This is a genomic window from Niabella yanshanensis (assembly GCF_034424215.1).
Taxonomy (GTDB): Bacteria; Bacteroidota; Bacteroidia; order Chitinophagales; family Chitinophagaceae; genus Niabella; species Niabella yanshanensis.
In genome coordinates this window covers 2,771,376-2,798,185 of the sequence record NZ_CP139960.1, presented here as the reverse complement: position 1 = coordinate 2,798,185, position 26,810 = coordinate 2,771,376, and the positions used below count along the sequence as shown (strand labels likewise).

Here is a 26,810-nt window from a genome sequence, read left to right as displayed (position 1 = left end):
AATATAATCGATCGGTGGTATATAATACCCGCGCATACCAGTGTGGCGGTGAATACATAATTTTGCCGCATGAATATGCTTTCGGGTTTGGGTGATACCATTGTGGCGCTGGCAACAGCTCCCGGTGTAAGTGCAATAGGCGTTATCAGGCTGAGTGGCGCTGATGCCATTCATATTGCGGATAAAATTTTCAGGGGTAAAAACCTGCTAAAACAGGCTTCTCATACCATTCATTTTGGTCACATTATTTCCGGCGATGAGGTCATTGATGAAGTGGTAGTTTCTTTATACCTGGATAAGAGAAGTTATACAGGAGAAAATACGGTTGAGATCAGCGGACATGGATCGCCTTATATACTGGGCAAGATCATTGAAGCTGCTGTAGCTGCAGGCGCCCGACTGGCAAGACCGGGGGAGTATACCCAACGCGCTTTTTTAAATGGCAAGCTGGACCTGGCACAGGCCGAAGCGGTTGCTGACCTTATTGCGGCCAATAGCAAAGCAGCCCAGCAAACCGCATTGAACCAGTTAAGGGGCGGCTTTTCGAGCGACTTAAAACTATTGCGCGATGAGCTGATCAACTTTGCGGCATTGATAGAGCTGGAGCTCGATTTTAGTGATGAGGATGTAGAATTTGCAGACCGGACTAAGTTCCAGGCTTTGATCTCGAATCTTAAATCGCAGGTCTCTGGTCTGTTAGAATCTTTTAAACTCGGCAATGCTATTAAAAACGGTATCAGCGTAGCTATTATTGGCAAACCAAATGCCGGTAAATCCACTTTATTAAATGCCTTGCTGAACGAAGAGCGCGCCATTGTAAGTGATATTGCAGGCACTACCCGGGATACTATTGAGGAAAGCCTGAACATAGGCGGGATATTATTTCGTCTCATAGATACGGCCGGTATCCGCGAACATAGTACAGATACTATAGAAAACCTGGGTATTGAACGCAGCAAGCAAAATGCGGAGAAGGCCGATATTATTATTCACCTGCTCGATGCTACAGATAAAGAGGAAAACGATTTTGATTGGCTAAAGCAATTTGAAGATAAAACCATAACTGTTTTGAACAAGGCAGATGTTGCACCAGTATCCGGCATCAAGTATCAAATATCCATATCCGCAAAAAACAAAAACAATATAGAGGCCCTGCAATCGGCCATGTACGAAAAAGCCATTGGTGAAGCAATCAATACCGAAAGCACTATTGTTACCAATGCCCGCCACCACGAAGCGCTGCAGAAAATTATTGAAAGCATTGATGCTATTGAAGCCGGTATGCAAAATAACCTCAGCGGAGACCTGCTCACCATCGATATCCGACGGGCCCTGCATTACCTGGGCGAGATCACCGGCCAGGTAGAGGTTGACCGGGATATACTGGGGACGATCTTTGGCAAGTTTTGCATTGGCAAATAGCCGTTCCAATTGTATTATCCATTATTCTTTACCATCACTGCTGCCATCTGCAACAGCAGTGTTATAAGGCTGGTAAATGTATAGATCGTTACAGGCTTCATTTCATCCGCTGCTGATTGTTGAGAGATTGCAGCCATAGTAAATACATGCAGCCACTTTTTCCATTTCCTAAGCGGGGCCTGACTGAAAAATGTCTTTGAATAATGCAAGGCGTCCGCATACTCCGCCGACTCTGTTGCTGCCTGTTGTTGCGTCAATGAATTGCGGTATAGCTGCCGGTCTTTATGAAGCAGGTACGCGGCTTCTATTAACAGCTCTAATTGTTCGGCATAATGCAGGGCATTACCCGGGCTACCCCTGTGCCAGCCATACTTTTGTTTGAGTGCGGCCCTGCAGAATTCATCAAAGGCTTTGGTATGCTCTGCAGGTGTGGCGTAGTTGAAGAACTCTTTTAATATGCCTATTGGTGATGCTTTCAGCGGATTGCCTTTGCAGGTTGCGGCAATGCGGTTTAGGTTGATGTGAAAGTGTTTTTTCATGAGGTTTTATTTGAGATTTGTATGGCAGATAAGGAGCATAAGGCAGATTATATTGTAATGTCATGGTGAGCCTGACGAACCATGGCTGAAATTGAAAACAATTTTAATGTTCTTAAATCACTAATGCGAAACAAGTGTTTCTATGGTTAGCGGATATGCTGTTTATGTAGGTTTTGCATACAGCGAATGGTCGCCCACCAACATATATGCTTTACAGTTCCTATTTGAAATCCAAACCAGTTTTATCTTTTCTCCACCTTTTTCTTGATAAAAAGGTGGAGCCAAAAATCAAGGCTGTGAAAAAATTGGCTAAAATAATTTTGCAAGCCTAAACCCGCCATCCCGAAGGTTCGGGACGCCCCGGAGTGCGTGACAATTATTCAGTTCCCACGGGCTCGAATCCCGAAAGCATTCGGGACGGCTTCTTAACGGCTTACTTCAATTATTTCTTAACGCCATTTTTTCAAGGCCGCCTGGCATCCGTTGGGCTCAAACATGATTTAGTTGCCTGAGCTCGTAAAACGTTAGCGTACGTAAGCCTGCCTGCGACCGGCAGGCAAATATTCACAGATCAGCGTTCGCCCATAGCACGGTAGGTACATAGGGGCGAACAGACCACTATATTCACAGTTGCTAGTAGCACCCTTCCCGGCGGCAGGCCCGTAAGTGCCGCCGGGGGTCTTTTTTTCGTTCTTTTTTGGACAAGCAAAAAAGAACAAAGAAAATTTAACCTTGAAAAGCCAAATCTTAGCATAAAGATTCAGCCTATTGACATAAAGGTATCAGGCAAGAGGCTTCAAACATTACTTTGGTAACATATGCGATCCGAAACATACTGCTTGCACGCAGTATTATTATGGTGACCCTGAACCCTCAGGCATAGCATTAGCAATAATACCCGGAAACGCTGTAACAATCCGCCCCGCAGCGTCAGCAATAACGGTAACAACCTGCGTAGCACTCCCACAAACATCATAACCAATAATGCTCCCCGCATCCCAAACCCTTTGGTAATTACAACTTTGCGGCACCGGCTGCGGGGTAGCGGCAAAAGCCTCTTTAATGATGGCAACAATGAGCTCCACGCCAATGGTAAACTTACCTGCGCCGGGGTGGCGGGCCATAGGTGCATAATGCCGCTCCAGTATATGCGCCAGTGTGGAGGCGCTTAGGTACCAGCTATTACGCAATAGCTTTTTATGCTGTTTAAGGGGCAGCTGGTAAAAAATATCTTTATGTAATTGCTGTAACCATTGCTCGGTATCGGCAATGAGAAATAAAATACGCAGCCATTGGGCCTCGTTAAACGGGTGGTGTTGGGTAGGTGTAGTAACGGCGTTCATAACAGGTGGTTTTAATAAAGCACCCGCATAAAAAAGGCGTGGCGCTCAACTTGCCGAACTGAGGTACTGGTATACCCACACACAGACAAGAGAGCTCACGCCTAGGTCGTGAGCTATTCTACTTATCCTCTCGTGTGTTAAAAATTACCAGTTTTCAGTTCGAGATTCAAAGCGAATGCTTCAAATATTTTTATGAAGTAAACGCGAAAATAATTTCTATTACGAATATAGAAAGAAATATTCAATTGTAGTTCATAAAGACTACAATATTTTTTTAAACTATTCACACCTTACGGCAAATAATTCAGGATGGATAATATAGCTGATCAATTTCTTTCAGAGCTGGGAAACAAGCTGGCTTATTATCGTAAGAAGAAAAATTTAAGTTACAGAGAGCTGGCCCAATTGTGCAGTGTAGATCATAGTAAGATCAGCAAAATTGAAAAGGGACAGGTTAATATCCAAATACTAACTATTCTTGAACTGTCCAAGGGCTTGGGGATTCAGCCTAAAAAATTATTGGATTTTGAGGTTGAGCTGGAAGAGTAAGGACGCATTTAACCATTACTCTTTCTATTTCTTATTTTCTATAATATAGCCGTTTTCGGAAATCCTAAACGTGCGCTCTTCAAATATGGATTTCATAATTAAAGATACCTGATCTACGAGTTTAAATTCCGTATTGTAATTATTCTTAATCTTTTTAAGTATTCCTGTAAATTCCAGTGCTTTGATATCTCTTGAAGATTGATTTGTATGGTCAATTAGCTTTCCACCAATGATTTCTTGTCGTTGTGTTACAGTTTTAAATAGTTTGTTTTGTTCTCTTAGCGCTTTCTGGAACGATAAAGCGTAATCGTCAAGACGAGTTCTCTTCCCATCAGATGTAAGGATAGTATAACGATATCTATTTATTGGTTCAGTTTCATCATTAACATCATCTACGTAGTCGATAGCGATGGTAAGTATTTCCGGCCTAAGTACCGTTATATGTTGACGAATTTCAATAAAAGCGACAGCAATGTTTTCTCTGTTAGCTTCCGGATCTTTTTTTCCTACTTCCCTTAATTCAACTATCTCAATATTGTAATGCCTGGCAAAATCGATAGTATCTTTTGTAAAACCACTTTTTGAAACAATGATACCCTTGTCAATATCTGCGTCTTGAATAACACCTCGCAACTTCATCACAATATCTTTATTCACTTTTCTATTCCAATATTTACATTCAATTGCGGTTTGATATTTATGTGCCCTGTCACTGCTTGAAGTCAGTACGTCTATTTGATGTTTGATTCCTGATTTCCCTATCACTTTGCAATTGTGGCCGTAGCCTTCTATCTTAATGCCAAATTCTTGGCCTAAAGTTTCGTAAACATATTTGGTGATGGATTCGTATGCTTGCCAGTCAAGGTTGTTCATTCGGAATTGTAGTTGAAGGTTAAATAAAAGGGCAATCGTTAAAACTTCGCTTTTGGTGATATGTCCTCAGCTATGTTTTTACCGAAAGGGTATTGTAGTACTAATAAAAAAGTTGCCCATAATTGTAGATATAAAAACATCATAATCATTGTAAACTTTTTTTACTTTGATAAAAGTATCTTTAGTTGGTGCAATTATGTGCTCGATTTCTTTTGGATGAGTTAACTTATCTCTCAGGTATTTTAATTCTTTCAACTCAGCAAGTTTTGAAGAAAAATATTTTTCTTGCAATTCCTGTCTATTCCAAGTCTTACAAATTTGTTTAAATGTTTTTTTAAATTTATCAAAAAACTTATGCCCGTCATCATAACCTTCGTAGCTGTCAAATAAATTATAATAATAAAGATCAGCTTCAATTAGTGAAAATAGATTTCTTATTGATGTCCTGCAAAGCATTGCAAAATTCTCAGGGTTGCATTCACTTTCCTCTGTCAGCTTTAAAAGTAGTTCAAAGTCTTTTTTAATTGTATTATGCAATCGAGGAAACTTTGAGAGTAAAGGGAGTAATTTCCAAAATTCTTTTTCGTCTGGTATAAATTTGTCGTTTGTTTCCATAAAATTATCACTAAGGTTGAAGTATTGGTGATGTGGTAGTATTCTGGGTTACATCCGCTTGGTGCCGCTGCTGATTAAAGATACAAAAGCTCAATGTTTATTTTACAGCTTCGCGTTATTTGTCTGCCAAAACCGAAGCCGATTAGCGAACAAAGCCTGAGAACATATTCTGTAACCGCCATCGCGCTAAAGCGATGTTATATGTCGTTTTTCTTGTTTTTTGAAATCTCAAATTCTGTAAGCAATTTATCCAGTATACTTCTAACATCGCCAACCAGATCCGTAGTTTGGTCAATCACTTTCTCTTTTACTATGTAGAATTCCTCCAAACTATTTATTTTTTTCCGGTTAAGTACTCTTGCAATGGTCTTTTTTGACAACTCCCTGCAAATCCTTTAGATTAGCAAGCCCATTTGAAGTTAGATCATTGTCAATCGCATTCTTTAAATCTTCAGGAAATTCCTTAATGCTTGAAATGAAATCCTGCAATCCTGCCTTAAGGCCACGCTTAGCTATTGACCTGTTTTTTTGTTCCCATCTGTTTAATATTGCAACCGGGTCGCTGTCGTCGTGCAAAATTTCAGGAGGAAAGATTATCTTATAGTGAGACCAGATTATCTCATATATCTTTTTGTAATAGGAGTAATTTGTATTGTTAATCTGTATTTTCAAATTAAAGTAATTTAGCTTAAACTGAATCCAGGATTTGCAATTAGCTAATTTTAGAAGGTCATGCTTAACCTGCATAAACCCAATGTACACTGTAGGCTTTGTCTAACCGTCTTCCTTGAGATTCTCATAATGTATGAGAACCCAATTTTTGTTTAATGGCTTGCCTTTTTTAAGATCCTCTTCCCAAAATGAAGTGTTCTTGTCATTGATTTTTAAATTGTCAGGCAAGTAAACGAGTTTGTGGTTTGGTGAAAGCCAAAATTCAATAAAGTTTCCAACATCTGGTCTATAAGCGCTACCAACAATTTTTAAGTTGTCCTTTTGTTTTGTTAAAGATGATAAAATCAGGAAAGGATTTTGGTTGGGAAAAATCTGTGTCGTTAAAATTGTAGTGTCAATTATTTTGTCCTGCCCTTGATTGTCAACGGAAGTAATGCGAAAAATTTTTTTATTTAATTCTGCAAATGTAAATCGCCAATATATTGATGTGTCAAACGAAAAGGTGGAACGAAAGTCATTTTGAAAATTCAGAGCTCTAAAAATCGTTAGGAAAGTCGTGTCTTTTAGCTGTTGGTAGAAGAAAGAATATTCAGAACTGTTATTTTTTATCTTCGTCCAAATGTCAAAATCGCCACGTCTGCCGTAGGCCCATTCCTTAAATGTTTTGATTGAGTTACTGTCAAGTTTTTGAGAAATGGCAATTGCATTCTTCTCAACATTTCTGTCGGAAAATTGAGCTTCTGAACAAGCAAAAAATGTTGCCAGAATAATGAAGGTCAATATTGTCGTGCAGGATTTCAATATGCTTGCCTATAACTTAGAATGTGCGAAATAGTATCACTAATAAATACTTACAACGCCTATGCAGCGGCTGCTTTAATTGTCAATAATATAGTTTGTAGCTATTGGGCAATCTTTGGTGTTTCCATCGGCTTTCCCAAAGCAGTTTTGCTAATGTACTTATTTTTTGTAAAATGAAATACAGTCTTCCGTACTAAAGTCATCCATTTCAGGTAATGTAGATACCGTTTTGGCTGATCCCTTAACCATGGTTTCGGCTACAAAAATAATTTGTCCTTTTTTCAACCCCCGTAACTTATCGCTCCGCGATCTCCTTCAATTTATCTAATGCTGCCGGATAATTGTTGTTAAAATACTCGACGTACTCATCAACAGTATCTATATCTACCGTTACAGTGGTTACACCACCATTTTCCTGGTAGGAATAGTTTTCATGCCCGCCGGCCCATTTTTCTACCTCTGATCCTGTTGTTATTTCAACATCGCCATCCAAAAAACCATAATGCTTTATAGATACAAATTGGACGGGTTGGTGTTCTTCAATTTCAGAAATCATTCCGCCCCTCTTACCCTTTTCGTCTACTCCAGCAAAAATAATTTTACTGCCCTGTTCCCAGCTTCCTTCGAAGGTAGAACTGGGATTAAATACCGATACCCAATATTCATAAGTGCTTTTGTCTTTCAGGCCCAACATCGTTTCATAAACTTTTGCGGCTGTCGCGTTAATGTCCTTTTTGAATTGTAGTTTTTTCATATTTGCTGTTATTACTGATACATCAGGTTTGCACTTATTTAGGGTGCGTTTTTACTGGTGGGGTTTTCCCCAAGGCCTTTTAGCTAATGTACTTATTTTTTGTAAAACGAGATACGGTTTTTCCGTATTTAAGGCGGTTGGCATTCCTGAAGAGATCCCTCCGCTCCTCCCGAAAGCATTCGAGACTGCGGTCGGGATGACGATACTAAGAGGCTGACATCCGTTTGATTTACGGCGGTACATCTGCTTACTCCGGCTTGGTTTCAATAGCAAAGATGGATTGTCCATAATGGCCTAGATAATGAAACAAAAGGTCTTTGTACAATTTAGGGCCATTGTCGCCATTGGTAATCATGATCAATCCGTCGCCTGAAGCGGGTACCAAAAACACCCTGGCCTGGGTTCCCTTGTCACTCCCTCCATGCGATATAGCATAACTGCCTTTAGCATCTAAATGCGTATATACCTGCCAGCCTAACCCCATATGCTTATGCTCTTTCATTTCAGCCCTGGAGTGTACCATCTCTTTAAAAACAGGTGCCGGCAAATAGGTTTGGTTCATTATAGCGACGGCAAATTTTCCATAGTCTTCCACCGTTGTCATCAAATCATCTGCAGCGCTGGCTTCGGTACGCCTCACCGGCTCGTACAAGCCGCCTTCGGTATTATGTGGCCAGGCTAACCGCAGGGTATCCATTTGCGAGTTCCAGGTAAACCGCGTGTCTTGCATGCCCAGCGGCGTCAATAATAAAGAATCTGCTAACCGCTCCAAAGGCTGTTTAAATTTTACTTCCAGCGCCTTTTTTAAATACTCAAACCCCTCGCCCGAATATTGAAATTTTGTTCCCGGTTCAAAATCGAAGTGAAGCTTGCCATCTTCGTATTCCCATCTCCAGTTGCGAAATCCTGTTTGGTGGCTTAAAATGATCCGCGGCGTTAGTTTTTGGTATCTTTTATCGGCTTTAATATCCGGGTCCACCCAATAGGGGTATAGCGGCTCGTCCAGGCTAAGTTGCCCGTTGCTTACCAATTTTAAAGTAAGCATACTCACTATGGGCTTTGTAAGAGAGGCTACATTAAATATAGCGTTAAACGGAGCGGCTACTCCTTTCTTCAACTCGCCATACACACTTATTTGTACCAGCTTTCCTTTATTAATAATACCAATACCCAGGGCAGGTACTTTATTCATCTGCAGCCATTTTTCCACCGCCTCTTTGTTGCCCAACAATGCATCGATGGTGGTGTCGCCTACTGTTGGAGCAGCTTGCGGATGCCTTACAAGAGCACGGGCAGTTACCGATATTTGAAGCCATGCAAACAGCGTTGCTATTAAAAGTTTGTTCATAAATAAACCATACGTTTTTTAATGATGTGGTCTTCAGTCAAGGTTTAGAGGTCTGCTGTATTGGTGTAAACTAAAGAAATAAGTGCACCCATCATTTGAAAACCGCACGTTTTCGGTAAAGTCATTGTTTTGAGCGGTTAAGCGCACCAACGATCAAATAGCGACACCTTTTTTTAATGCTCCGCCGGGGCGCTGCACACATCCCGGTAAGGGTTTCCGCCCCACCACGACGTCTGTTTTATTTTCGGCGGTACATCGTTCGTGCCTGTCCTCGTTCGGAAAGGCGACTGGGTTATTCATCCGTGCATCTGTGGCATTTAAAGGAGATCAGATCCCTCGGCTCCATCCCGATAGCTATCGGGATTACACTCGGGATGACGGTAGTAGGTGGCTGACATTCGTGTGATTATGGTTGCATACGATCTGTCCTCGTCCGAGTGCTCGTCCGGACAGGCGACCGAGTCATCCAGGCGGGTATCAAGGGCATTGAATAACCCGAAAAAAGATTCCCCCACTCCTCCCGAACCGCGAAATTTCGGAGCGGGATATGGTTGCGATGACAATTCCTGATGGTCCGGCAGGGTTATTTACTGCTCCGGACCATTAAAAGATAGGTCCGGAGCGGTCTTTTACTGGTCCGTTGGGGTTGTACAACCCCATTTTTGAGGTTCCGAACCCCAAATTTTAGGTTCCGGACCCCGAATTTGGGGTTATACAACCCCAAATTATAGGTTCACCAACCCCAGCGGAGCGGTTCGCAACCCCGCGCGAGGAGTTTGGAACCCCGCCGGATATGTAAAGAACCCCGCCGGATAGGTTGAGCTACCTAAACAACGGGGTTTAACAACCGCAAATCCTGTAAGAGCAACACGACTAAACCCACCAGTAATTTGCGGATACCTTTGAATCTCGAAACGCTAAGCAGGCGGATTTGCTGCGCCGGGTTTCGAAGTTTTGCTAAAGAATTGTTTGAGATCGTTCAATTTGGCCTCATAGCCTGCCGCATTGCTGCCCGCTTTATAGGCAGTAAACGCATAGTCGGTAAGAGCAGATTGATAATTGTCGTAATCGTGCAGGGTTTTGGCATTATTCAACCGGTCTACCAGGTTGTACAACCGTGCCATGATGCCTTCATAATTACTGCGGCTTTGATAATCGGCATTAAATTCGTTCCACTCTACCTCCGATGCTGACAGGGTGGGCTGACTTACATAATAGTCCCGCACTTTGTTAATGAATAGCTTGTTTTGCTCGTTTACGCTGCCATACCTCTGTCGCTCATCGGGCGTAAGGTTTACGTTTACAACAGCTAAAATTTGTTCCAGCTGGCTAAGCGCGGTTTGCGCCTGCGCTACCTGCTCGGCACTAAGGTGCACATTGTTAAGGTTGCTTATTGGCATACTTTTTCATTTTTGGCCCATTGGGGAGGACCCGGTTAAAAATTGTTTTTCGGTTAACAGTTGGCAATGTTAGCATTGTTACTGTTGGTAACTCTAATATAGAACAAAATATGCATAAGTGAAATTTAAATTTGTATAAAATTACCGATGGTTGAAGCGGGGCGGTTATTTGAATAAGCTTATTTAGTGCGTACCTACGGCACGCGATAACCTACGGGTTGGGGCTTCTACCAATAACTGGTCCTTAACAGGACCTGTACAATAGGGATATCCGTGCTGCGTTGCCGGAATATTTTTTATTTTATTAAGTTTACAAACACGGAAACCGCATTGGCTTGCGGCGGTGCGAAACTGAACCTTCCGTTCAGTTTTATCCTGCACTATCGCCGGGCCGCGAGCTGTTGGTAGTTATTGTAAAAGACGACACGGAATCATACAGAAATATAAATGGAACAAAGAATTAGCGTATTGACAATTGGAGCGGAAGACGTGAATGCAATGAAATGTTTTTATGGACAAGTTTTAGGCTGGACTGCAGTTGTAGAGAATAAAGACATTGTATTTTATAAGCTCAATGGCTTTTTATTAAGCATCTGCAACAAAAAAAATGCTGGCTGACTTTATCGGGGTTGACCACAACGGACAAGGTTTTCGCCCGGTGACAATTGGCTACAATGTAGAGAGCAAAGAAGAAGTCTTAGAAATTTACGATCAACTGAAGGACAAAGTGATAATTTTAAAGGAGCCGACAGAACCACTATTTGGTGGGCTTTTCTTTTACTTCACAGACATTGAAGGAACATAATTGAAGTTGCGCAAAACTCTTTTATTACTCTTGACAAGAACAAAAACGCCATAAACCAATAGACCATTTATAAACCAAAGTAAATTATGACAAAAAGTAAATTAATTGAAATGAACAACGTTGGCATCGTTGTAGAGAACCTTGATAATGCAATTAAGTTTTTCAATGAAATTGGATTAGAACTTGAAGGGCGCATGATGGTTGAAGGCGAGTGGGCAGGACAAGTAACAGGACTTGGAAATCAATCTGTAGAAGTTGCTATGATGGTTACACCTGACGGATATAGTCGGCTTGAGCTTTCGAAATTTATTTCACCTGAAACAATTTCGGATCATAGAACCGCACCAGTTAACTCTCTTGGCTATCTTAGAATTATGTTCAGAGTTGACAACCTTGACGAATTACTGCTCCGTCTTGAAAAGCAAGGTGTTGAAATTGTAGGAGAAGTGGTAAACTATGAAAACATATACAAACTCTGCTACATTCGGGGAACAGAGGGATTGCTTGTTGGTTTAGCTGAACAAATTGGTGGTACATCAGTAACCGATATTTTGGAGAACAAATAAATATTTGATAAATACAATGGCAATTGGGGGACTCATTTTCGCCTGTGCTGGGTGTTTCTCATCAGCAGGCCTCCTCACAAGGGTGCCAGTTAATTGCCCCGTTTGATCAGTTGGTGAAAAAACACCAACTGGGGCGGGAAGTCAAACCATGAAGAGGGGTTGTTGGCTGTGTTTATTTATATAACTGGGGCGACTTTATTCCTTTTTTTTGATAGCTTTCCTTATTCATTTCGTAGTGCATGGTGGTCATCATATTTAAGTAGCTTTTTAAGGAGTCGAGGCCGTACGCTTTTCTTAATTGGTCAACGTTGGCGGAGTCTGCGAGCCCTATTTTAGGAATGGCTCTGCCTGTGGTTTCAACTTCGTAAGTTACCTGTGTTCCAAATAACTGCTTTGCTCCCGCATTTACTTTTACACGGTCGTACAGGTAAGCGTAGTTATTGGGATTGGCATTGTGCTTTTTTACTTCCCTGTTCATCGACTTCAATACTTTTTTTTGAAACTCAGGATATTGATCGCAATGCTGAACCAGTAACCAGAAATGTTGTGAGCCTTCTTTCCCCACTTTATCAAAACCAGGAAATCCGTATTTATTGAAAATTACCTCCGCCTGCGCTTTGTTGCTGGTAAAAACACTGTCTTTAAATCTATTCCATTGATCCCTGGGGAGTTCTTTGTATTTCCCTTTGGGAATATTTGCAGCAATTTGGTCAACAGTAACCATATCTTCCAATTGTTTTTTCAATTGGGCCTGTTGATCTGCCGTGAGTTTTGCAGCACAGCCTACTAAAATTGCGGAAACGAACAGAAACAAGATTGCTTTTTGCATGGAAGTGTTATTTAATACGAGTAACTCAGAAATATGCGAAACAAATATCCGTTATAAAGCTTTATAAACGTATCTGGCCGTTCCATCTGCGTATTCGTGGCCTTACCTGCCTGAAAGCACGGGCTGATTTACCCTGCATTGGAAATTTGTCGTAGTCAGCTACTACTGTTTAATAAAATCATAAGCCGCCTGTAGATGATGGTAACCAGGCCGGATCAAACCAATACGCGGATTATTAAGATCGCTGATCACCAGCATGGTGAGCGAGATGGTTACAAAGTAGATGATAGGTACCAGGAAATGAACACGGCTTTTAATACCATTCATAAAACCTACCAGGAAGCCAATGAGTAACGATACAGTGATCAGCAGGAACATAATAAAAACCGGTGTTCGCTCATAATTGGCATAAGCATACGATGTAGCTGCTGCCATAATCTGCTCAAAATACCCGGAGATCTTATCTACTATCTCAGCCTGTTGAGGCGCTGCCTGCTTTTTAAAGTGTCTCAGGTGTTTCCAGTAAGTATCGCTCATTTTTCGTGAAGTAGCAAAAGTGGTTACATCCCCTGTTTTTTCGTAGTGCAGTTGGTTTTGCAAAAAGCCGGTCAGCATCACTTGGGTATAGCGATACATAGAGTCCGGAAGCTCCCGGCTATAACGGTACAGCATATCAATATTATTCACCTCCCGGTGCAGGTTGGCCGATCGTTCTCTATGTGCATTACCCGCCTGTAAAAAGGTAAACGAAATGATAAGGCCGAAAATACCTATGATGGCATTTTCAATGCCCGAGCTTTCCCAGGATCGCTTCTTTTTGTGCACAGTGCCATAGCGGATACCCAATAACAGGGAAGTAAACAGGAGTACTACATAGAAGATCATCCACCATAAAGAGTTCAGCATAATAGGCAGGGTTATGTTAGAGGGAAGTTGGTTAGCCGAATATACAAAAAATAAACAGGTACAAAACACCCCGGCTATATAGCATACCTGTACCAACCTGAGCGTGAAGCGGCAAAGCAGGGGCGTTTGGGCCTCTTATTTGAATGATATTAGCTGTTTATGTAAATTAGCAAGGTTACCATACTATCACAATACAAGGAATGAATAAGAATGATTTAAATAAAGCCGCCGCCATCAGCTTTAGTCCTGCATCGGCTCCGCTACAACAGTACTACGCGCTGTATGTTATTAATGAAGCGGGACCTAAAATAAAAAGCATCATTGGTAATATTACCAATGTGTTGAAGGATCCCCGGCTGGAGGGTAAGCTTTTTATTGAGTTGCTGGCTTTTGGCGATGGCATAGAAATGCTGCTTAAAGCAAACAATTACGGGGAGCTGTTGCGCCCTTTGATAGAGAAGGGAGTGGTGTTTGTACAATGTACAAATACATTAACGGGCAGGGGAATATCGCGTGATGAGCTGTACCCTTTTGTACATTATGTACCCAGTGCCAACGGCGAAATTATTTTGCGCCAATATGAAGGCTGGGCCGTAGTAAAGCCTTAGCTACTAATGCCAGTTGCTTATTCTTTTATAAGTGCCTCTATCTGGCTTATAAATTCCTCCGAGGCATAATTGGCAAAACCTTCGTGCCTGAAAACTACTTTGCCGTTTTTATCTACAACCAACGTAGTAGGTAAAGTGCCGTTATAAATGGCGGCAGGAGCAGCCGATTTAATTTTGAACATTGGGGTGATATAATTTTTCTTTTGCAGGTATTCCCGGCCAGCCGCCCAATCCTCATCTTCATTGAGCATTAGAAAGAAAACGTTAGGGTTGTTTTTAAATTTTGAATACAGTGTTTCGATAGACGGAAACTCTGCACGGCAGGGAGGACACCAGGAAGCCCAGAAATTAATAAACACCACCTTGCCTTTTAATGCAGCTGTATTTTGAATCATCCCTTTTTCATCCTCAAAGTCAAATGCGGTTTCTAGTTGTGGCAGGACGGCTGCATCTTTTTCTATCCCGACATTATAAAGCCCCGTACGCATCAGTTGCCGTATTGTCCAGGATTTGGCCTCCGGGCTTACAAAAAGAATAACAATGATCAAACCCACAAGGATGGAAAATCCATGTTTACGTACGAAATGTTGTTTATTCTTTTTATTTACTGCTTGTCCGTTATTATTATCTGTCATCTAATATCTCTTACTATTGATTGCGCTTCAAAAATAGGTACAATTATAGCCTTTGCGCCGTTATAAGCAATGGTGTGCTTTTTCAGGTGCTTCAGGAATGGAACTTTCTGGTAGAAAAGGGTACAGCCAAAAATATTTTTGAAGACTTTTTTCTTAAATTGCCACAGGAAAAACTCTTTTGATACTTTGCCAGGCTCTTTAACTGCTGCCCATTACAGAGTTGTTGAATGGAAGTGTACATAGTGTATGATCCCCGACAGATTGAATATAAACTAAACCCGATATTGGTTTTTCTTGAGCGCTATAGCTGATATACAGGCAGGTGATCCTTTTGTTTTTGAACAGGTATACGAAGAGTATTACCTGAAGCTGTATCATTTTGTATTGGGGAAAACAAGATCGGAATGGCTGGCGGAAGAAGTAACGCAAACCACATTTGTGAAGCTTTGGGAAAACAGGCAGCGGCTGAACCCCGAAATAGCGCTCTCACTACAGGTGTTCAGGATTGCACGAACGACGATGATCGATTATATCAGGAAGCAGAACCACCTCAGTTTTGCCTTAACGCAATTAAAAAGTAAACCGGAAGCAGCAGCAAATGAACTGGATGCCAAGATAGATTATAATGAGACCAACCGGAAACTGGCAAAGGCATTAACAGAGCTACCTGAAATGAGAAGGAAGGTTTTTGAGCTCAGTCGCCTGGAGGGAATGAGTTATAAAGATATTGCGGAGCAGTTGTCCATTTCGGTAAAAACGGTGGAAAAGCATATTTCAAAAGCCCTTCAGCAATTGAGGCCGCTTTTGTATGGTATATTACTTATCGGCTGGATCTTAAGAAATTTTATAAAAAATATATAAACCGAGTAAGGGAACAGGGAGTTACAAACGTATGTATCATTAAAGCACCAGCAAAAAGCCAGTGCGCGCAAAAGAAAAAATGGTTACCAAAGAGCAGATAGAACGGTTTTTCAGGTATCAATGCAGTCCTTCAGAGGCCGATGCAGTGGTGCGCTATTTCGAGCAGCATCCCAACGAGTTGGCGCAATATATGCCTGAGGAAGAATGGGTTGGCTACGAGTTCAGTAATGAGCTGGATAGCCGGCGTGCGGGTGAATTGCTCCATAATATTAAAACCAGGACAATTGGTAGTGCGGTGGAGAAAAAAAGACCGGTTATTTATTACCTCGCAGCCGCCGCAGCGGTTATTGCTGTTGCTTTTTTCGGGTGGCAGTACCTGGCTAAGGATACGAATCCCCAAAAAGAAGGTCCGGCTTTCCAGGCAAGAGTGATAGCTAATACTACAGAGAAACTGATGAATATTATGCTTCCTGATAGTTCGTTGGTATCCTTGTCGCCTAAAAGTACCATTATGTACAAAGAGCCTTTCCAGGATGGCAAACGGATTATTGAATTAAAAGGAGAGGCTTACTTTGAAGTGGTTAAGAATGCGCAGATGCCATTTGTGGTGCAGTCCTATCCTTTAAGTACCACAGTTTTGGGAACTGTTTTTTCGGTGAAGAGCTTTGAAAAGGAGAGGCAGATCAAAGTGGCTTTATTTAAAGGGGTAGTGGCAGTGGGTAATGCCGACCCCGGCCGTCCGGCCGTGAGAACGCCGTTTTACCTGTCACCAGGTGATGTGCTGACCTATGATAAGCAGAACGGGCAGGTTCGTTTTATATCTTCTAAAACACCGGGGGTATCAGTGGGTACGGCAAAAGGAGCTAACCAGCAACCGCTACCAGACAACCTGATGGAAGATAATAACTGGTATATGTTCAATAACCAGCCATTAACCACTGTGCTCGATCAGCTCTCGCTTTTATATAATGAGAAGATATTTTATACGGCAACAGACCTGGAGGGCTTGTCCTTTATAGGACGCATTGATAAAACCGACACGCTGGAGACTGTTCTCCGGCTGATAGGCCGGCTGAATAACCTTGAGGTGATCAGGGAACCTCATGGGTTCCTGATGAAAAAGCCCGGTAATCAATAAACTGCTGCCTTTCTCTTCAGTCGGCGTTCTCTCTATAGCTTCCCAAAAAAAAATTATAAAAAAAAGAGAAAGGGGGTAGGGTGTTTTTAATTCTGAACGTATATGTATAGGAAGGGCATTCTGTAACGATTGCATCGGGCTTACTTCTACCCGGTTCCGGCATGCCTGTAATGATTGTTTGAAATTTAAACCATTTAGTTAAGTATGATCACTTGTTTAAGAGGAAAACACAGTGTGCTGCTATGCATGCTGGTAATGGCCCTGTTAGGGCAGCTGGTGGCGCTGGCCCAAACGCCATCCAACAATGTCAAGGGTTATGTAAGAGACGAAGCGGGAAACCCCGTTAATCACGCAACCGTTTCGGTGAAGGACAATAAAACTGGCTTTACCGGTGGTACGGAAACGGATTCAACCGGCTTGTTCAGATTCAGAGGATTGGCTGACGGAAGCGATTATGAGTTTACGATCTCCTCCGTTGGTTATGAAACGCAGACCCTTTCGGGTTACAAGATCAGCAACGGGGCTGATATTTCTTTGCTGGTGAAATTGAAATCGCAGTCCACTTCGATGGACCAGGTAGTGGTGATTGGTTATGGTACCCAGAGGCAGAAAGATTTAACGGGTGCTGTGTCGGCAATTACATCAAAAGATTTTAACCAGGGTATGGTATTAAGCCCCCAGCAATCCATCCAGGGTAAGTTGACGGGTGTTAATATATCACAGAACAGTGGTAAGCCGGGGGGCAGTAATACCATCCGTATTCGAGGTGGTACTTCGTTGACGCAATCTAACGATCCGCTTTACGTGATAGACGGGGTGCCCATTTCAACCAATGCCGGTGTGAGCCAGGCCAATATCAATAGCAACGGTCAGCAAAATGTTTTTGATATGGAACCCACGAACCCGCTGATGACATTGAACCCGGATGATATTGAATCGATCACCGTTTTGAAGGATGCTTCGGCTACAGCTATCTATGGCTCGCGCGGTGCCAATGGCGTCATTGTAGTTACCACTAAAAAAGGAACCGGCGGGTCTCCAATGGTCGCTTTAAACGCATCCTTCGGCGCATCCAAAGTAGCCAAAACACTGGATGTTTTATCGGCCGATGAATACAGGAAAGCGATTGCCGATCTGGGTCTTACCATCGATGATAAAGGTGCTAACACTGATTGGCAGAAAGAGATATTCAGAACAGCAGCCCTGCAGGATTATAATCTTTCGCTTTCCGGCGGAAGCGGTAAAACTACTTATCGTGCATCGTTGGGATATGGCAACCAGCAAAGCATCATGATAGGTTCGGATCTTACCCGAACTAATGCACGGATCAATGTGAATCACGCTGCTATCAAAGACCGGCTGACCTTTGACCTGAGAGTGAACTATGGTCAAACCTTCTCCAGGCAGTCGCCCGTATCGAATACAGTGGGTAGCGAGTTTGCCAGCAGCATGAACTATGAAGCAATGGTATTTAATCCTACTTACCCGGTAAGAGACGAAGCCGGTAATTACTACAATGTACCGCCCTACCGTGTTAACCCTGTATCTTTCTCAGACCAGGTATTGGATGAGTTAACCAATAACCGTTTTATCGGGAACCTGTCTACCACTTTAAAGATTGTAAAGCCCTTAAGCGTAAATGTAAATATTGGCTATACCAATCAGAATATAAATCGTAATTCTTATATCGCAAAGGCTAACCTGTTGGGTCAGGGACTGGGTGGGTTAGCCAGCGTTCAGAAACTGGAAGACTATAGCAAGTTACTGGAAACCGTCTTGCGCTATAACAACACCTTCGGCGATCATACGCTTGACGCCATAGCGGGCTATTCCTGGCAGTATTTTTTAAACAACGGTAATCGTACTGCCGCTAATGGCTTCCTGTCCGATGAGTTTAAATGGTATAGCCTCCAGGCTGCCAGCACCATCAATAGCGTATCCACTTTTCAAGGGAGTAATAAATTAATATCCTTCTATGCAAGAGCTAATTATAGTTATGCGGATAAGATACTTTTTACCGGAACGGTAAGACGCGATGGAAGCAGCCGTTTTGGCTCGGGCAATAAATGGGGGATATTTCCATCTGGTTCATTGGCCTGGAGAATATCGAAAGAAAAATTCTTCAATGTAGACAAGATCAACGATCTGAAGCTAAGAGTAAGCTATGGTTTAACCGGTAACCAGGAAATAGGAAACCTGAATTCGATCACTACCCTGGGTGCTACTACTACCGGTTATATTGTGGGCGGCAAAAGGATCACAACGGTGTTACCTCAACAATATGCAAATCCTTCTCTGAAATGGGAGCAGACGGCACAGTTGGATATTGGTATTGATTATGCACTGTTCGGCGGAAGACTGCGTGGCTCATTAGATTATTATGATAAGAAAACCACCGATCTTCTGTTGAGGATCCCCGTACCCACGCCAAGCGCCATCAGCACACAGCTGGCCAATGTAGGTAGTGTGCAAAACCGGGGGCTTGAAGTAAGTATTACAGGTGTGATAGTAGATAGAACAGACTTTGGCTGGGAATCCAACTTCAACATCAGCTTTAACCGTAACAAGGTACTGAGTTTGTCTAATGACCAGTTCAGCGGTAAGAATATCCAGATCGCTCCCTTGCAGGGAACGGTGTCGCTGGGCCGGTTCGCACAGCTGGTGGTGCCGGGCGAGCCTTTGGGTACTTTCTATGGCCCTCAATTTAGCGGTATTACCGATGGCAAAGAAACCTATGCGTATAATGGCGCGGATACGATTATTGGGGTAGCACAGCCTAAATATATTTTCGGTTTTTCCAATACCTTCAATTATAAAAGATGGACGCTGAACTTCCTCTTCCGCGGATCAGTGGGTAACGATGTGTTTAATCTTACTGCCGCTAATATGAGTTATCTCAGCAACCTGCCTGGTAAAAATGTACTGGCTTCTGCAGTTAACAGCGGCTTGAACCGGGACGCACCTAAGCAGTATTCTTCAAGATGGATCGAGGATGGAAGCTTTGTAAGACTGGATAATCTTTCGTTAGGCTATAATGTTAATGTGAAGAACAGCTTTATCTCTTCTGCAAGACTGTTCCTTACCGGTCAAAACCTGCTGTTATTTACCAACTACTCGGGTGTTGATCCTGAAGTAAACTCGGAAGTATCAGGTACAGGTACTGCTCCTTTGGGTATCGACTACCTGGCTTACCCACGCGCACGTTCTTTAAGCCTTGGTGTAAATCTTACTTTTTAATCACTACTAGTAATTATAAGATTGTTTGTTATGTATAAATATTTGAAATTACCGATGATCGCTGCAACCTGCCTGCTGCTAAGTGCGGGGTGCACCAAACTGGATGAGGAAACTTTCGGCAGCCTTTCGCCGGATACTTATTACAGGAACGAAGAAGAAGCGTTGTCCTCTGTTGTAGGAGTATACCAGCTGCTGTCCTATAACGTAGATATCGGGGACCCCTGGCGTATGAAGGAATTCAGCACCGATGAGTTTATTGTACCGGGAAGAGCCAGCGGCGGATGGTACGATCAAAGTAATGTAGACCTGACCAATCATGTACAGGATGTAAATAATAATACGGTAGCCAGGGCCTGGGTCAATATCTTCCAGGAAATAGGCACTGCCAATGCTGTATTGGAAAGCCTCGAGTCTTCGCCTAACAAGGACAATCTCAAAACCCTGATCGCAGAAACAAGAGCACTGCGGGCTTATGGCTATTTTTTTGCCATGGATAACTGGGGCGATGTGCCGCTGGTAACTATTGCCAAGCTCGATCCTAAGAATCTTCCTCCGAGTACTTCACGTGCTGATGTATATAAATTTATTGAAACAGAAATGCTGGCGGCTGTGGCTGATATGCCTTCGGTTAAAGACGTAGACCGTACCGCTTATTATCCGCGGTTCACCAAAGAAGCCATATACACTGCTTTGGCTTACATGTACCTGAACGCGGAAGTATACACCGGCACGGCACAATGGCAAAAAGTAGTAGATATGTGCGACCTGGTGATCAATACAGGGGCATACAGCTTAATGCCCAACGTAATTGACAATTTTACTTCAACGCAGCAGGCCGCTTCAAAAGAAATTATTGCAGCGTTCACCAAAGACCCAACCAAGAATGCCGGCAATAACCAGTTTATACTGTACACGCAAAATGCATTGGATCAGAAAAAATACAATCTTCCTTTTGCGCCGGCCAATGGTTATAGTACTACACAGGCTGCATTAGACCGGTATGAAGACAGGGACATCAGGAAATCGATGATCCAGCATGGTCCCCAGTTTTACCTGGATGGTAAGCCGCTTACCTACCCCAATGGTACACAGCTGGTATTGGTACCGGTAAAAGACATTGTAGCAGCACAGGATAATGAAGGGTATAAAGTATTAAAGTATACACCTGTGGGCGCTGCGTTCTCTGGCTTTAATGCAGATAACGACCTGGTTTTGGAACGCTACTCTAATGTATTGCTGATGAAAGCTGAAGCTTTATTCAGAACTTCACGGCCTTCGGATGCCCTGTTATTGGTGAACCAGGTAAGAAACCGGAGCAATGCTACACCGCTGAATGCATTGACGATACAGGATATAGAGAACGAGCGTGCCAGGGAATTTCTTTGGGAAGGATGCAGGAGAACGGATATGATCCGCTTTGGTAGTTTCTTTACCGGTACCTGGGCTTTTAAAACCAGGCAGACCGAATCTTTCAGGAAGATCTACCCGATACCAGCGGCACAGCTGGTGGCCAACCCCAATCTTTCTCAAAACGAGGGGTATTAATTTTATTTGCATCCTGAGCTGAAGCTAAATATAGATCCCTGTTCTACAATAAACCGGGATCTATATTTAATTTTTATAACATTGGAAAATGAAACAACAAATTTTAAGAACCGGTTTATTGGTGTTGCTTTTCTTTGGAGCTACTGCCCTGGTAGTGCCGGAAGAAAAAATAACTGTTTGGTTGGTAGGCGACTCTACCGTTTGTGATCAACCGCTTGACCGTGCACCGGTAACGGGCTGGGGCACTCCTTTTGCTGCCTTTTTCGATTCTACGGTGGTAGTAAAAAATCATGCAAAGGGTGGACGCAGTACCCGGACTTTTATCAGTGAAGGCAGATGGGAAACGGTGAAAAAAGAGATGAAGGCCGGAGACTATGTGTTGATACAGTTTGGTCATAATGATGAAGCTAAAGAACCACAGTATAAAGACCGGTATACACCTGTGCCGGATTATAAAAAAAACCTGGCTTTGATGATTACTGATACAAGGGCCAACCAGGCTATACCAGTGCTGGTGACGCCCGTTAGCCGTATGCGCTTTAATGACCAGGGTACAGCATTGGAAACCCATACCGAATATACAGCGGCTGTATGGAAAGTAGGAAAGCAGTATAAAGTGCCGGTAATAGACCTGGATGCGCATAGCAGGAAACTATTACAGCAACTGGGTCCTGAGCCTTCCCAAATGCTTTTCATGTACCTCGATTCTATGCAGCATCCTCATTATCCCAATGGAAGAAAAGATGGTACCCACTTTAATGAGTACGGCGCCCGTCGCATGGCAGAGCTGGTTTTGGCTGAAATGAGGAAACAGCAATTGCCGCTGGTGGCACGCATTACTACGAAGGCGGCGCCATAGTATTTATCTTTAAAACACATACAATGCATAAAATATTTCTTATTGGTATCGTGCTTTTTACATCGCTGGCTGTAAGCGCCCAGCGTAAAATACCTGTCGATTCCAGCTATAATGTAAACAGGGTGTATAACCAGATATCGGGCGATTACCCTATAGCCGTTCCGGCAAAAGATAGTTTACCTGCAAACGTAAAAGCTACCCGCAATCTAGTTTACAATGTGTTGGAGCATACACCTTTTGGTAAAAGGGAATTGCACCTGGATGTATTTCAGCCGGAAAGCGAAGGGCTGCATCCCGCTCTTATAATGATACATGGCGGTGGCTGGCGATCGGGTACCCGTTCAATGCAGGTGCCATTGGCACAACAGCTGGCTTCGAAAGGATTTGTAACGATACCGGTAGAATACCAGCTTTCGCTGGAGGCTAAATATCCGGCGGCAATACATAATATCAAAGCAGCGATTCGCTGGATTAAAGCCAATGCGGCAACTTACCAGGTTGACACCAACCGCATCGCTATATCGGGCTGCTCGGCTGGTGGCCACCTGGCTGCACTTACAGGTTTGACAAATGGACTTGCCCATTTTGAAGGGAAGCAGGGTATATTTACGGTAAGCAGTAAAGTGCATGCCATTGTAGATATTGATGGTGTGGTTGATTTTCTGGCACCAGCTTCACTCAACCTGGTAAGAAAACCAGACTCTCCGGATATCGAATGGCTGGGCGGATCCTATAGCCAAAAGCCGGATACCTGGAAAGAAGCGTCGCCTATTTTCTGGGCCACCAAAGAAACGGTTGTTCCTATATTGTTTTTGAACAGTGGCTACTCACGTTTTCATGCAGGGCAGGATGAGCTTATCGGCATGATGAGGGAATGGAACAAATATACAGAGGTATATAAGTTTGATGTGATGGTACATCCCTTCTGGTTGTTCCATCCGTGGATCGATACCACCACCGAGGTGATAGCCAGGTTTCTGCAGGCGCAGCTTCGGGCAGCACCATAAAGTATTGTATTGATGTATGAAGTGATCTATACATCATTTAACCATCTTTTTAGTTACAATTCAATCGTAAGTCGTTCTGTTTCTACAGAGTCGACTTCCTTTTAAGCAGCCTTATTGAACGCTGATACTTCGCCCTTCCCAGCGTTTACTCCTTCTGCTTTTTCCATCAACAGAAACAGGCCCGCATTTTGCTGGAAATAGTTATTAGTATTTCGGATGATAGCCGGTATTTTTGCGTTAGACATCGTTAGCCAATAGGTGTAATCGGCCAGCGTTAACAATAACCAGCTACTTCTGACAAGCCCTCTTAAAACCATTTTGATGTACAAACTCTTAACCAGTATACTCGTCCTGGCGGTTTTATCTGTGCAGGCACAGGATTATAAACCGGCACCGGTTTCGCTTTCTACCAAATGGGGACGTGAAGTCAGGCCCGATAATGTTTGGCAACAGCATCCCCGGCCGCAGATGCAACGGGTAGCATGGCAAAACCTCAATGGGCTCTGGAATTATAGTATTCAGAAAAAGGGAGCTGCAAAACCCACCCAATATGATAGCAAGATATTAGTACCGTTTGCTATTGAATCTTCTTTGTCCGGTGTTGGCAAGCCTTTGTTGCCCGAACAGGAGCTTTGGTATAACCGGAACTTTAGCATTCCTGCCGATTGGGCTGATAAAAATATTATCCTTCATTTTGAAGCGGTAGATTGGGAAACCAAAGTATGGGTAAACGGCAAACAGGTTATTACACATAAAGGAGGGTCTGATCCTTTCCAGGTAAATATAACCCCCTACTTAAAAGGTAAGGGCGAGCAGGAGATTGTCGTATCTGTTTGGGATCCTACAGATACTGATCTACAGGCACGCGGCAAGCAGGTTCTGGATCCCCAGGGGATATGGTATAAAGCGGTTTCGGGCATCTGGCAAACGGTATGGCTGGAGGCTGTTTCAAAGGAGCATATTGTCAACGTATATCCCATGCCCGATGTTGATCGCAGCAGGGTTTATTTTACGTTCCAGGCAGAAAACCTGACCAGGTCGCATGAGTTGAATATTTCCATTAAAAATGGTAACGTTGTTGTAAAAGACACGACGTTTTTCTTTCAGAATAGTGTAATACTTCCGATACCGGATGCTAAACTATGGACCCCGGCAGACCCCCAGTTATATTATACTACCATTACCATTAAGAAAAAAGGAAAAATTGTAGATCAATTCAATACTTATTTTGCTTTGCGCAAGATCAATATGATCAAAGATAAGAATGGGTACATGCGACTGGCGCTGAATAATAAACCTGTTTTCCACCTGGGTACCCTTGACCAGGGTTGGTGGCCCGATGGGTTATTGACCCCACCGTCAGAGACCGCAATGATGTTCGATATTGTTAAGTTGAAAGAAATGGGTTTTAATACCATTCGCAAACATATCAAAGTAGAGCCTTCCCGCTACTACTACATGACCGATTCCATCGGGATGCTGGTTTGGCAGGATATGCCCTCGGGATTCAAGGGGACCAATGATCTGTCATTTGTAAAACATGATAACCCACAGGATTGGGTGCGGCCCCAGGAGTCGGCTGCTCAGTTTGAAAAGGAATGGAAGGCCATCATAGACCACCTGCGCTTTTTCCCTTCCATTGCCATGTGGGTACCATTTAATGAAGGATGGGGACAATACGATACCAGGAGGATAGCGGCCTGGACGCAGCAATATGATCGAACCCGTTTGGTGGATGCGCCCAGTGGCTGGACCGACCGTGGCGTAGGCGATGTGCTGGATGTGCACCAGTACCCGGGACCGGCTATGGGAGTGGTGGATCAAAACCCCTGGAGGGCGATGGTACTGGGCGAATTTGGTGGACTGGGCCTCGTAGTGAAAGATCATATATGGGATCCTAATAAAAGAAACTGGGGATATAAAACCTACACCGAAAGTGATACATTAATTAAGGAATATACAGAGCTGATGCACAATGTAGCACTAATGGTGAAGCGCGGATTATCTGCCGCCATCTATACACAAACAACCGATGTGGAAGGCGAAGTAAACGGTTTGATTACGTATGACCGGGAGGTAGTCAAAATACCAGAGGCCTTATTGAAACAAGTACATCAGCCTATTTATAATGATGCGGACGGGCGTATTCTTTTTGTAAACCAGCGAACAGAGATGGACCGGCCCTTTATTTTTTCTTCGCACCAGCAGCCAGCAGCAGATTGGTTAACAGGGCCTGTTAAGTTTGAAAAAAGTAAACAACCGGTTGAAGTGAAGAAAGGAAACAATGTTTATTTGTACCAGGATATTGATTTCGGCAAAGTGCCGGAGGGACTGGGTTTAAAGCTGTATGCTTCAGGCGATGTAAAGATCTTTATCAACGGGGAGCTGGTATGGCAGGAAAAAGATGTAAGAACCAGGAGGCATTCGGATGATATTAATCTGACCTCTTTTATGCATTTGATTAAACAATGGAATAATCGCATTGCTATAGAAGTAACAGGTGCCACAAGGGATGGCATAATAGACTTCTCTTTATACCAGTGGTTAAAATAATTTAGCTATTGGAAGCGTATCTTGATGCTATCCCAGCTTGGGTTGGGGTAAGGGTACAAACTCCTGGTCATCACCCGGTACTTTGGGAAAAGCGACGAGGTTTTGCTCCTGCCAGTTTTGCTTCGCCGTTTCTATTTTGTCCCTGCTGGTACTTACAAAGTTCCAGTAAATGAAGCGCGGCTCTTCAAAAGGCGCTCCTCCAAAAATGTATACACTGGTATTCGCATGTAATGTGAATTCGCATAAGGTTGCATTTTGAGCGATCAGCAACTGCTTGGTGCCATAATCGTTGCCCTCAATATTTACTTTTCCTTCCAGCACATACATAGCGGCTTCTCCGAAAAGATGTTTTCCAATATTGATGGTTTGTTCAGTTGTGCTTTTGATTTCAAGAAAAAACAAGGAGCTATGTACTGGTACCGGAGACTTTCTTCCAAACGCTTCACCAGCGATCAGCTTATAGGAAATGTCTCCCTCCTGCCAGGAAGGGATATCAGCGGCTTCCGTATGATGAAAGGATGGCTCGCAGTCTTCCAGTTCAGCCGGTAGCCCTACCCATATCTGGAATCCATGCAAACTTTTATCGGTGTGACGTAAATACTCAGGTGTTCTTTCAGAATGTACCACACCCTTACCTGCGGTCATCCAGTTTACCGCACCTGGTTTGATTTCAACAGCGCTGCCTATGCTGTCCCGATGGAAGATAGAACCTTCAAACAGGTAAGTTAATGTGGAAAGACCAATATGCGGGTGGGCGGCCACATCAAAATTCTGGTAGTCCTTCATATAGACCGGTCCCATATGATCGATAAACACAAAAGGCCCTACCGATCTTTTTTCGCGAAACGGCAACAGGCGGCCTACCAGGAAGTTCCCGATATTAGCCGCCTGCTCTTCATGTATCATTCCAATATTTGACATAATATCAACGATTAAGCTACTTTA

General features: G+C 43.1%; 28 protein-coding genes. 13 read left to right on the top strand and 15 right to left on the bottom strand.

Features of this window, described 5'->3' with window-relative positions; genetic code table 11:
• Window positions 1–69 precede the first annotated feature (69 nt).
• Window positions 70–1,422 (top strand): tRNA uridine-5-carboxymethylaminomethyl(34) synthesis GTPase MnmE, encoded by a 1,353-nt coding sequence (gene mnmE, locus U0035_RS11600; RefSeq protein ID WP_114789961.1) that lies wholly within the window; start codon window positions 70–72, stop codon window positions 1,420–1,422.
• Window positions 1,423–1,436: 14 nt separating this feature from the next.
• Here mnmE and U0035_RS11595 read toward each other — a convergent pair whose 3' ends face one another.
• Together U0035_RS11595 and U0035_RS11590 are read right to left on the bottom strand one after the other, a co-directional pair.
• Window positions 1,437–1,961 carry a hypothetical protein gene (locus U0035_RS11595; RefSeq protein WP_114789960.1) on the bottom strand — a complete coding sequence of 175 codons (525 nt, stop codon included), beginning with the start codon at window positions 1,959–1,961 and terminating at the stop codon, window positions 1,437–1,439.
• Window positions 1,962–2,815: 854 nt separating this feature from the next.
• Window positions 2,816–3,304, bottom strand: a complete 489-nt coding sequence (locus tag U0035_RS11590) for a hypothetical protein (protein ID WP_114789959.1) — start codon at window positions 3,302–3,304, stop codon at window positions 2,816–2,818.
• A gap of 309 nt (window positions 3,305–3,613) precedes the next feature.
• On the opposite strand from U0035_RS11590, the gene U0035_RS11585 reads away from it, so the two are divergent.
• Window positions 3,614–3,853, top strand: a complete 240-nt coding sequence (locus U0035_RS11585; RefSeq protein WP_114789958.1) for a helix-turn-helix domain-containing protein — start codon at window positions 3,614–3,616, stop codon at window positions 3,851–3,853.
• A gap of 24 nt (window positions 3,854–3,877) precedes the next feature.
• Here the strand turns inward: U0035_RS11585 and U0035_RS11580 are convergent, their stop codons facing one another.
• The 8 genes from U0035_RS11580 to U0035_RS11545 form a co-directional block, all read right to left on the bottom strand.
• Entirely contained in the window at window positions 3,878–4,726 is an 849-nt protein-coding gene (locus U0035_RS11580; protein ID WP_114789957.1) for a restriction endonuclease, read from the bottom strand.
• A gap of 78 nt (window positions 4,727–4,804) precedes the next feature.
• Window positions 4,805–5,341 (bottom strand): macro domain-containing protein, encoded by a 537-nt coding sequence (locus U0035_RS11575; protein WP_114789956.1) that lies wholly within the window; start codon window positions 5,339–5,341, stop codon window positions 4,805–4,807.
• Between the two features lie 197 nt (window positions 5,342–5,538).
• Window positions 5,539–5,670 (bottom strand): hypothetical protein, encoded by a 132-nt coding sequence (locus U0035_RS11570; protein ID WP_262510771.1) that lies wholly within the window; start codon window positions 5,668–5,670, stop codon window positions 5,539–5,541.
• A gap of 19 nt (window positions 5,671–5,689) precedes the next feature.
• Window positions 5,690–6,013, bottom strand: a complete 324-nt coding sequence (locus tag U0035_RS11565) for a hypothetical protein (protein WP_162817789.1) — start codon at window positions 6,011–6,013, stop codon at window positions 5,690–5,692.
• Between the two features lie 102 nt (window positions 6,014–6,115).
• Window positions 6,116–6,793 carry a hypothetical protein gene (locus U0035_RS11560; protein WP_114789954.1) on the bottom strand — a complete coding sequence of 226 codons (678 nt, stop codon included), beginning with the start codon at window positions 6,791–6,793 and terminating at the stop codon, window positions 6,116–6,118.
• 316 nt (window positions 6,794–7,109) lie between these two features.
• Entirely contained in the window at window positions 7,110–7,568 is a 459-nt protein-coding gene (locus tag U0035_RS11555; RefSeq protein ID WP_114789953.1) for an SRPBCC domain-containing protein, read from the bottom strand.
• 247 nt (window positions 7,569–7,815) lie between these two features.
• A complete protein-coding gene (locus U0035_RS11550; protein WP_114789952.1) occupies window positions 7,816–8,916 on the bottom strand; it encodes a serine hydrolase domain-containing protein in 1,101 nt (366 codons plus the stop codon).
• Between the two features lie 917 nt (window positions 8,917–9,833).
• On the bottom strand, window positions 9,834–10,316 hold the full coding sequence (locus U0035_RS11545) for a hypothetical protein (RefSeq protein ID WP_114789951.1): 483 nt from the start codon (window positions 10,314–10,316) through the stop codon (window positions 9,834–9,836).
• Window positions 10,317–10,763: 447 nt separating this feature from the next.
• On the opposite strand from U0035_RS11545, the gene U0035_RS11540 reads away from it, so the two are divergent.
• The 3 genes from U0035_RS11540 (at window position 10,764) to U0035_RS11530 (ending at window position 11,687) form a co-directional block, all read left to right on the top strand.
• Window positions 10,764–10,934 carry a VOC family protein gene (locus tag U0035_RS11540; protein WP_162817788.1) on the top strand — a complete coding sequence of 57 codons (171 nt, stop codon included), beginning with the start codon at window positions 10,764–10,766 and terminating at the stop codon, window positions 10,932–10,934.
• A complete protein-coding gene (locus U0035_RS11535; RefSeq protein WP_114789950.1) occupies window positions 10,924–11,121 on the top strand; it encodes a VOC family protein in 198 nt (65 codons plus the stop codon). Before U0035_RS11540 ends, U0035_RS11535 begins: the two co-directional genes overlap by 11 nt.
• An 86-nt stretch (window positions 11,122–11,207) precedes the next feature.
• Window positions 11,208–11,687, top strand: coding sequence for a VOC family protein (locus U0035_RS11530; RefSeq protein WP_114789949.1), 480 nt, complete (start codon window positions 11,208–11,210; stop codon window positions 11,685–11,687).
• 172 nt (window positions 11,688–11,859) lie between these two features.
• On the opposite strand, the gene U0035_RS11525 is transcribed toward U0035_RS11530, so the two are convergent.
• Both U0035_RS11525 and U0035_RS11520 read right to left on the bottom strand, forming a co-directional pair.
• Window positions 11,860–12,516: a DUF6624 domain-containing protein gene (locus U0035_RS11525; protein WP_114789948.1), complete on the bottom strand. Its 657-nt coding sequence runs from the start codon at window positions 12,514–12,516 to the stop codon at window positions 11,860–11,862.
• A 162-nt stretch (window positions 12,517–12,678) separates the two neighbouring features.
• On the bottom strand, window positions 12,679–13,422 hold the full coding sequence (locus U0035_RS11520; protein ID WP_114789947.1) for a bestrophin-like domain: 744 nt from the start codon (window positions 13,420–13,422) through the stop codon (window positions 12,679–12,681).
• Window positions 13,423–13,622: 200 nt separating this feature from the next.
• Here U0035_RS11520 and U0035_RS11515 point away from each other — a divergent pair, with 200 nt between their 5' ends.
• On the top strand, window positions 13,623–14,030 hold the full coding sequence (locus U0035_RS11515; protein ID WP_114789946.1) for a DsrE family protein: 408 nt from the start codon (window positions 13,623–13,625) through the stop codon (window positions 14,028–14,030).
• 17 nt (window positions 14,031–14,047) lie between these two features.
• Here the strand turns inward: U0035_RS11515 and U0035_RS11510 are convergent, their stop codons facing one another.
• On the bottom strand, window positions 14,048–14,665 hold the full coding sequence (locus tag U0035_RS11510) for a TlpA family protein disulfide reductase (RefSeq protein WP_114789945.1): 618 nt from the start codon (window positions 14,663–14,665) through the stop codon (window positions 14,048–14,050).
• 294 nt (window positions 14,666–14,959) lie between these two features.
• On the opposite strand from U0035_RS11510, the gene U0035_RS11505 reads away from it, so the two are divergent.
• The 6 genes from U0035_RS11505 to U0035_RS11480 all read left to right on the top strand — a co-directional run bounded on the left by U0035_RS11505 (window position 14,960) and on the right by U0035_RS11480 (window position 23,312).
• Window positions 14,960–15,526, top strand: coding sequence for an RNA polymerase sigma-70 factor (locus U0035_RS11505; RefSeq protein ID WP_114789944.1), 567 nt, complete (start codon window positions 14,960–14,962; stop codon window positions 15,524–15,526).
• 61 nt (window positions 15,527–15,587) lie between these two features.
• A complete protein-coding gene (locus tag U0035_RS11500) occupies window positions 15,588–16,664 on the top strand; it encodes a FecR family protein (RefSeq protein ID WP_162817787.1) in 1,077 nt (358 codons plus the stop codon).
• Window positions 16,665–16,868: 204 nt separating this feature from the next.
• Window positions 16,869–19,901 (top strand): SusC/RagA family TonB-linked outer membrane protein, encoded by a 3,033-nt coding sequence (locus tag U0035_RS11495; protein WP_211316362.1) that lies wholly within the window; start codon window positions 16,869–16,871, stop codon window positions 19,899–19,901.
• Window positions 19,902–19,931: 30 nt separating this feature from the next.
• A complete protein-coding gene (locus tag U0035_RS11490) occupies window positions 19,932–21,446 on the top strand; it encodes a RagB/SusD family nutrient uptake outer membrane protein (protein ID WP_114789941.1) in 1,515 nt (504 codons plus the stop codon).
• An 88-nt stretch (window positions 21,447–21,534) separates the two neighbouring features.
• Complete coding sequence (locus tag U0035_RS11485) at window positions 21,535–22,305, top strand: rhamnogalacturonan acetylesterase (protein WP_114789940.1); 771 nt, start codon at window positions 21,535–21,537, stop codon at window positions 22,303–22,305.
• A gap of 23 nt (window positions 22,306–22,328) precedes the next feature.
• Window positions 22,329–23,312, top strand: a complete 984-nt coding sequence (locus tag U0035_RS11480; protein ID WP_114789939.1) for an alpha/beta hydrolase — start codon at window positions 22,329–22,331, stop codon at window positions 23,310–23,312.
• A gap of 101 nt (window positions 23,313–23,413) precedes the next feature.
• Here U0035_RS11480 and U0035_RS11475 read toward each other — a convergent pair whose 3' ends face one another.
• A complete protein-coding gene (locus U0035_RS11475; protein ID WP_114789938.1) occupies window positions 23,414–23,629 on the bottom strand; it encodes a hypothetical protein in 216 nt (71 codons plus the stop codon).
• Between the two features lie 4 nt (window positions 23,630–23,633).
• On the opposite strand from U0035_RS11475, the gene U0035_RS11470 reads away from it, so the two are divergent.
• Complete coding sequence (locus tag U0035_RS11470) at window positions 23,634–25,865, top strand: glycoside hydrolase family 2 protein (protein WP_211316361.1); 2,232 nt, start codon at window positions 23,634–23,636, stop codon at window positions 25,863–25,865.
• 27 nt (window positions 25,866–25,892) lie between these two features.
• Here the strand turns inward: U0035_RS11470 and U0035_RS11465 are convergent, their stop codons facing one another.
• Complete coding sequence (locus U0035_RS11465) at window positions 25,893–26,786, bottom strand: pirin family protein (protein ID WP_114789936.1); 894 nt, start codon at window positions 26,784–26,786, stop codon at window positions 25,893–25,895.
• Between the last annotated feature and the right edge of the window lie 24 nt (window positions 26,787–26,810).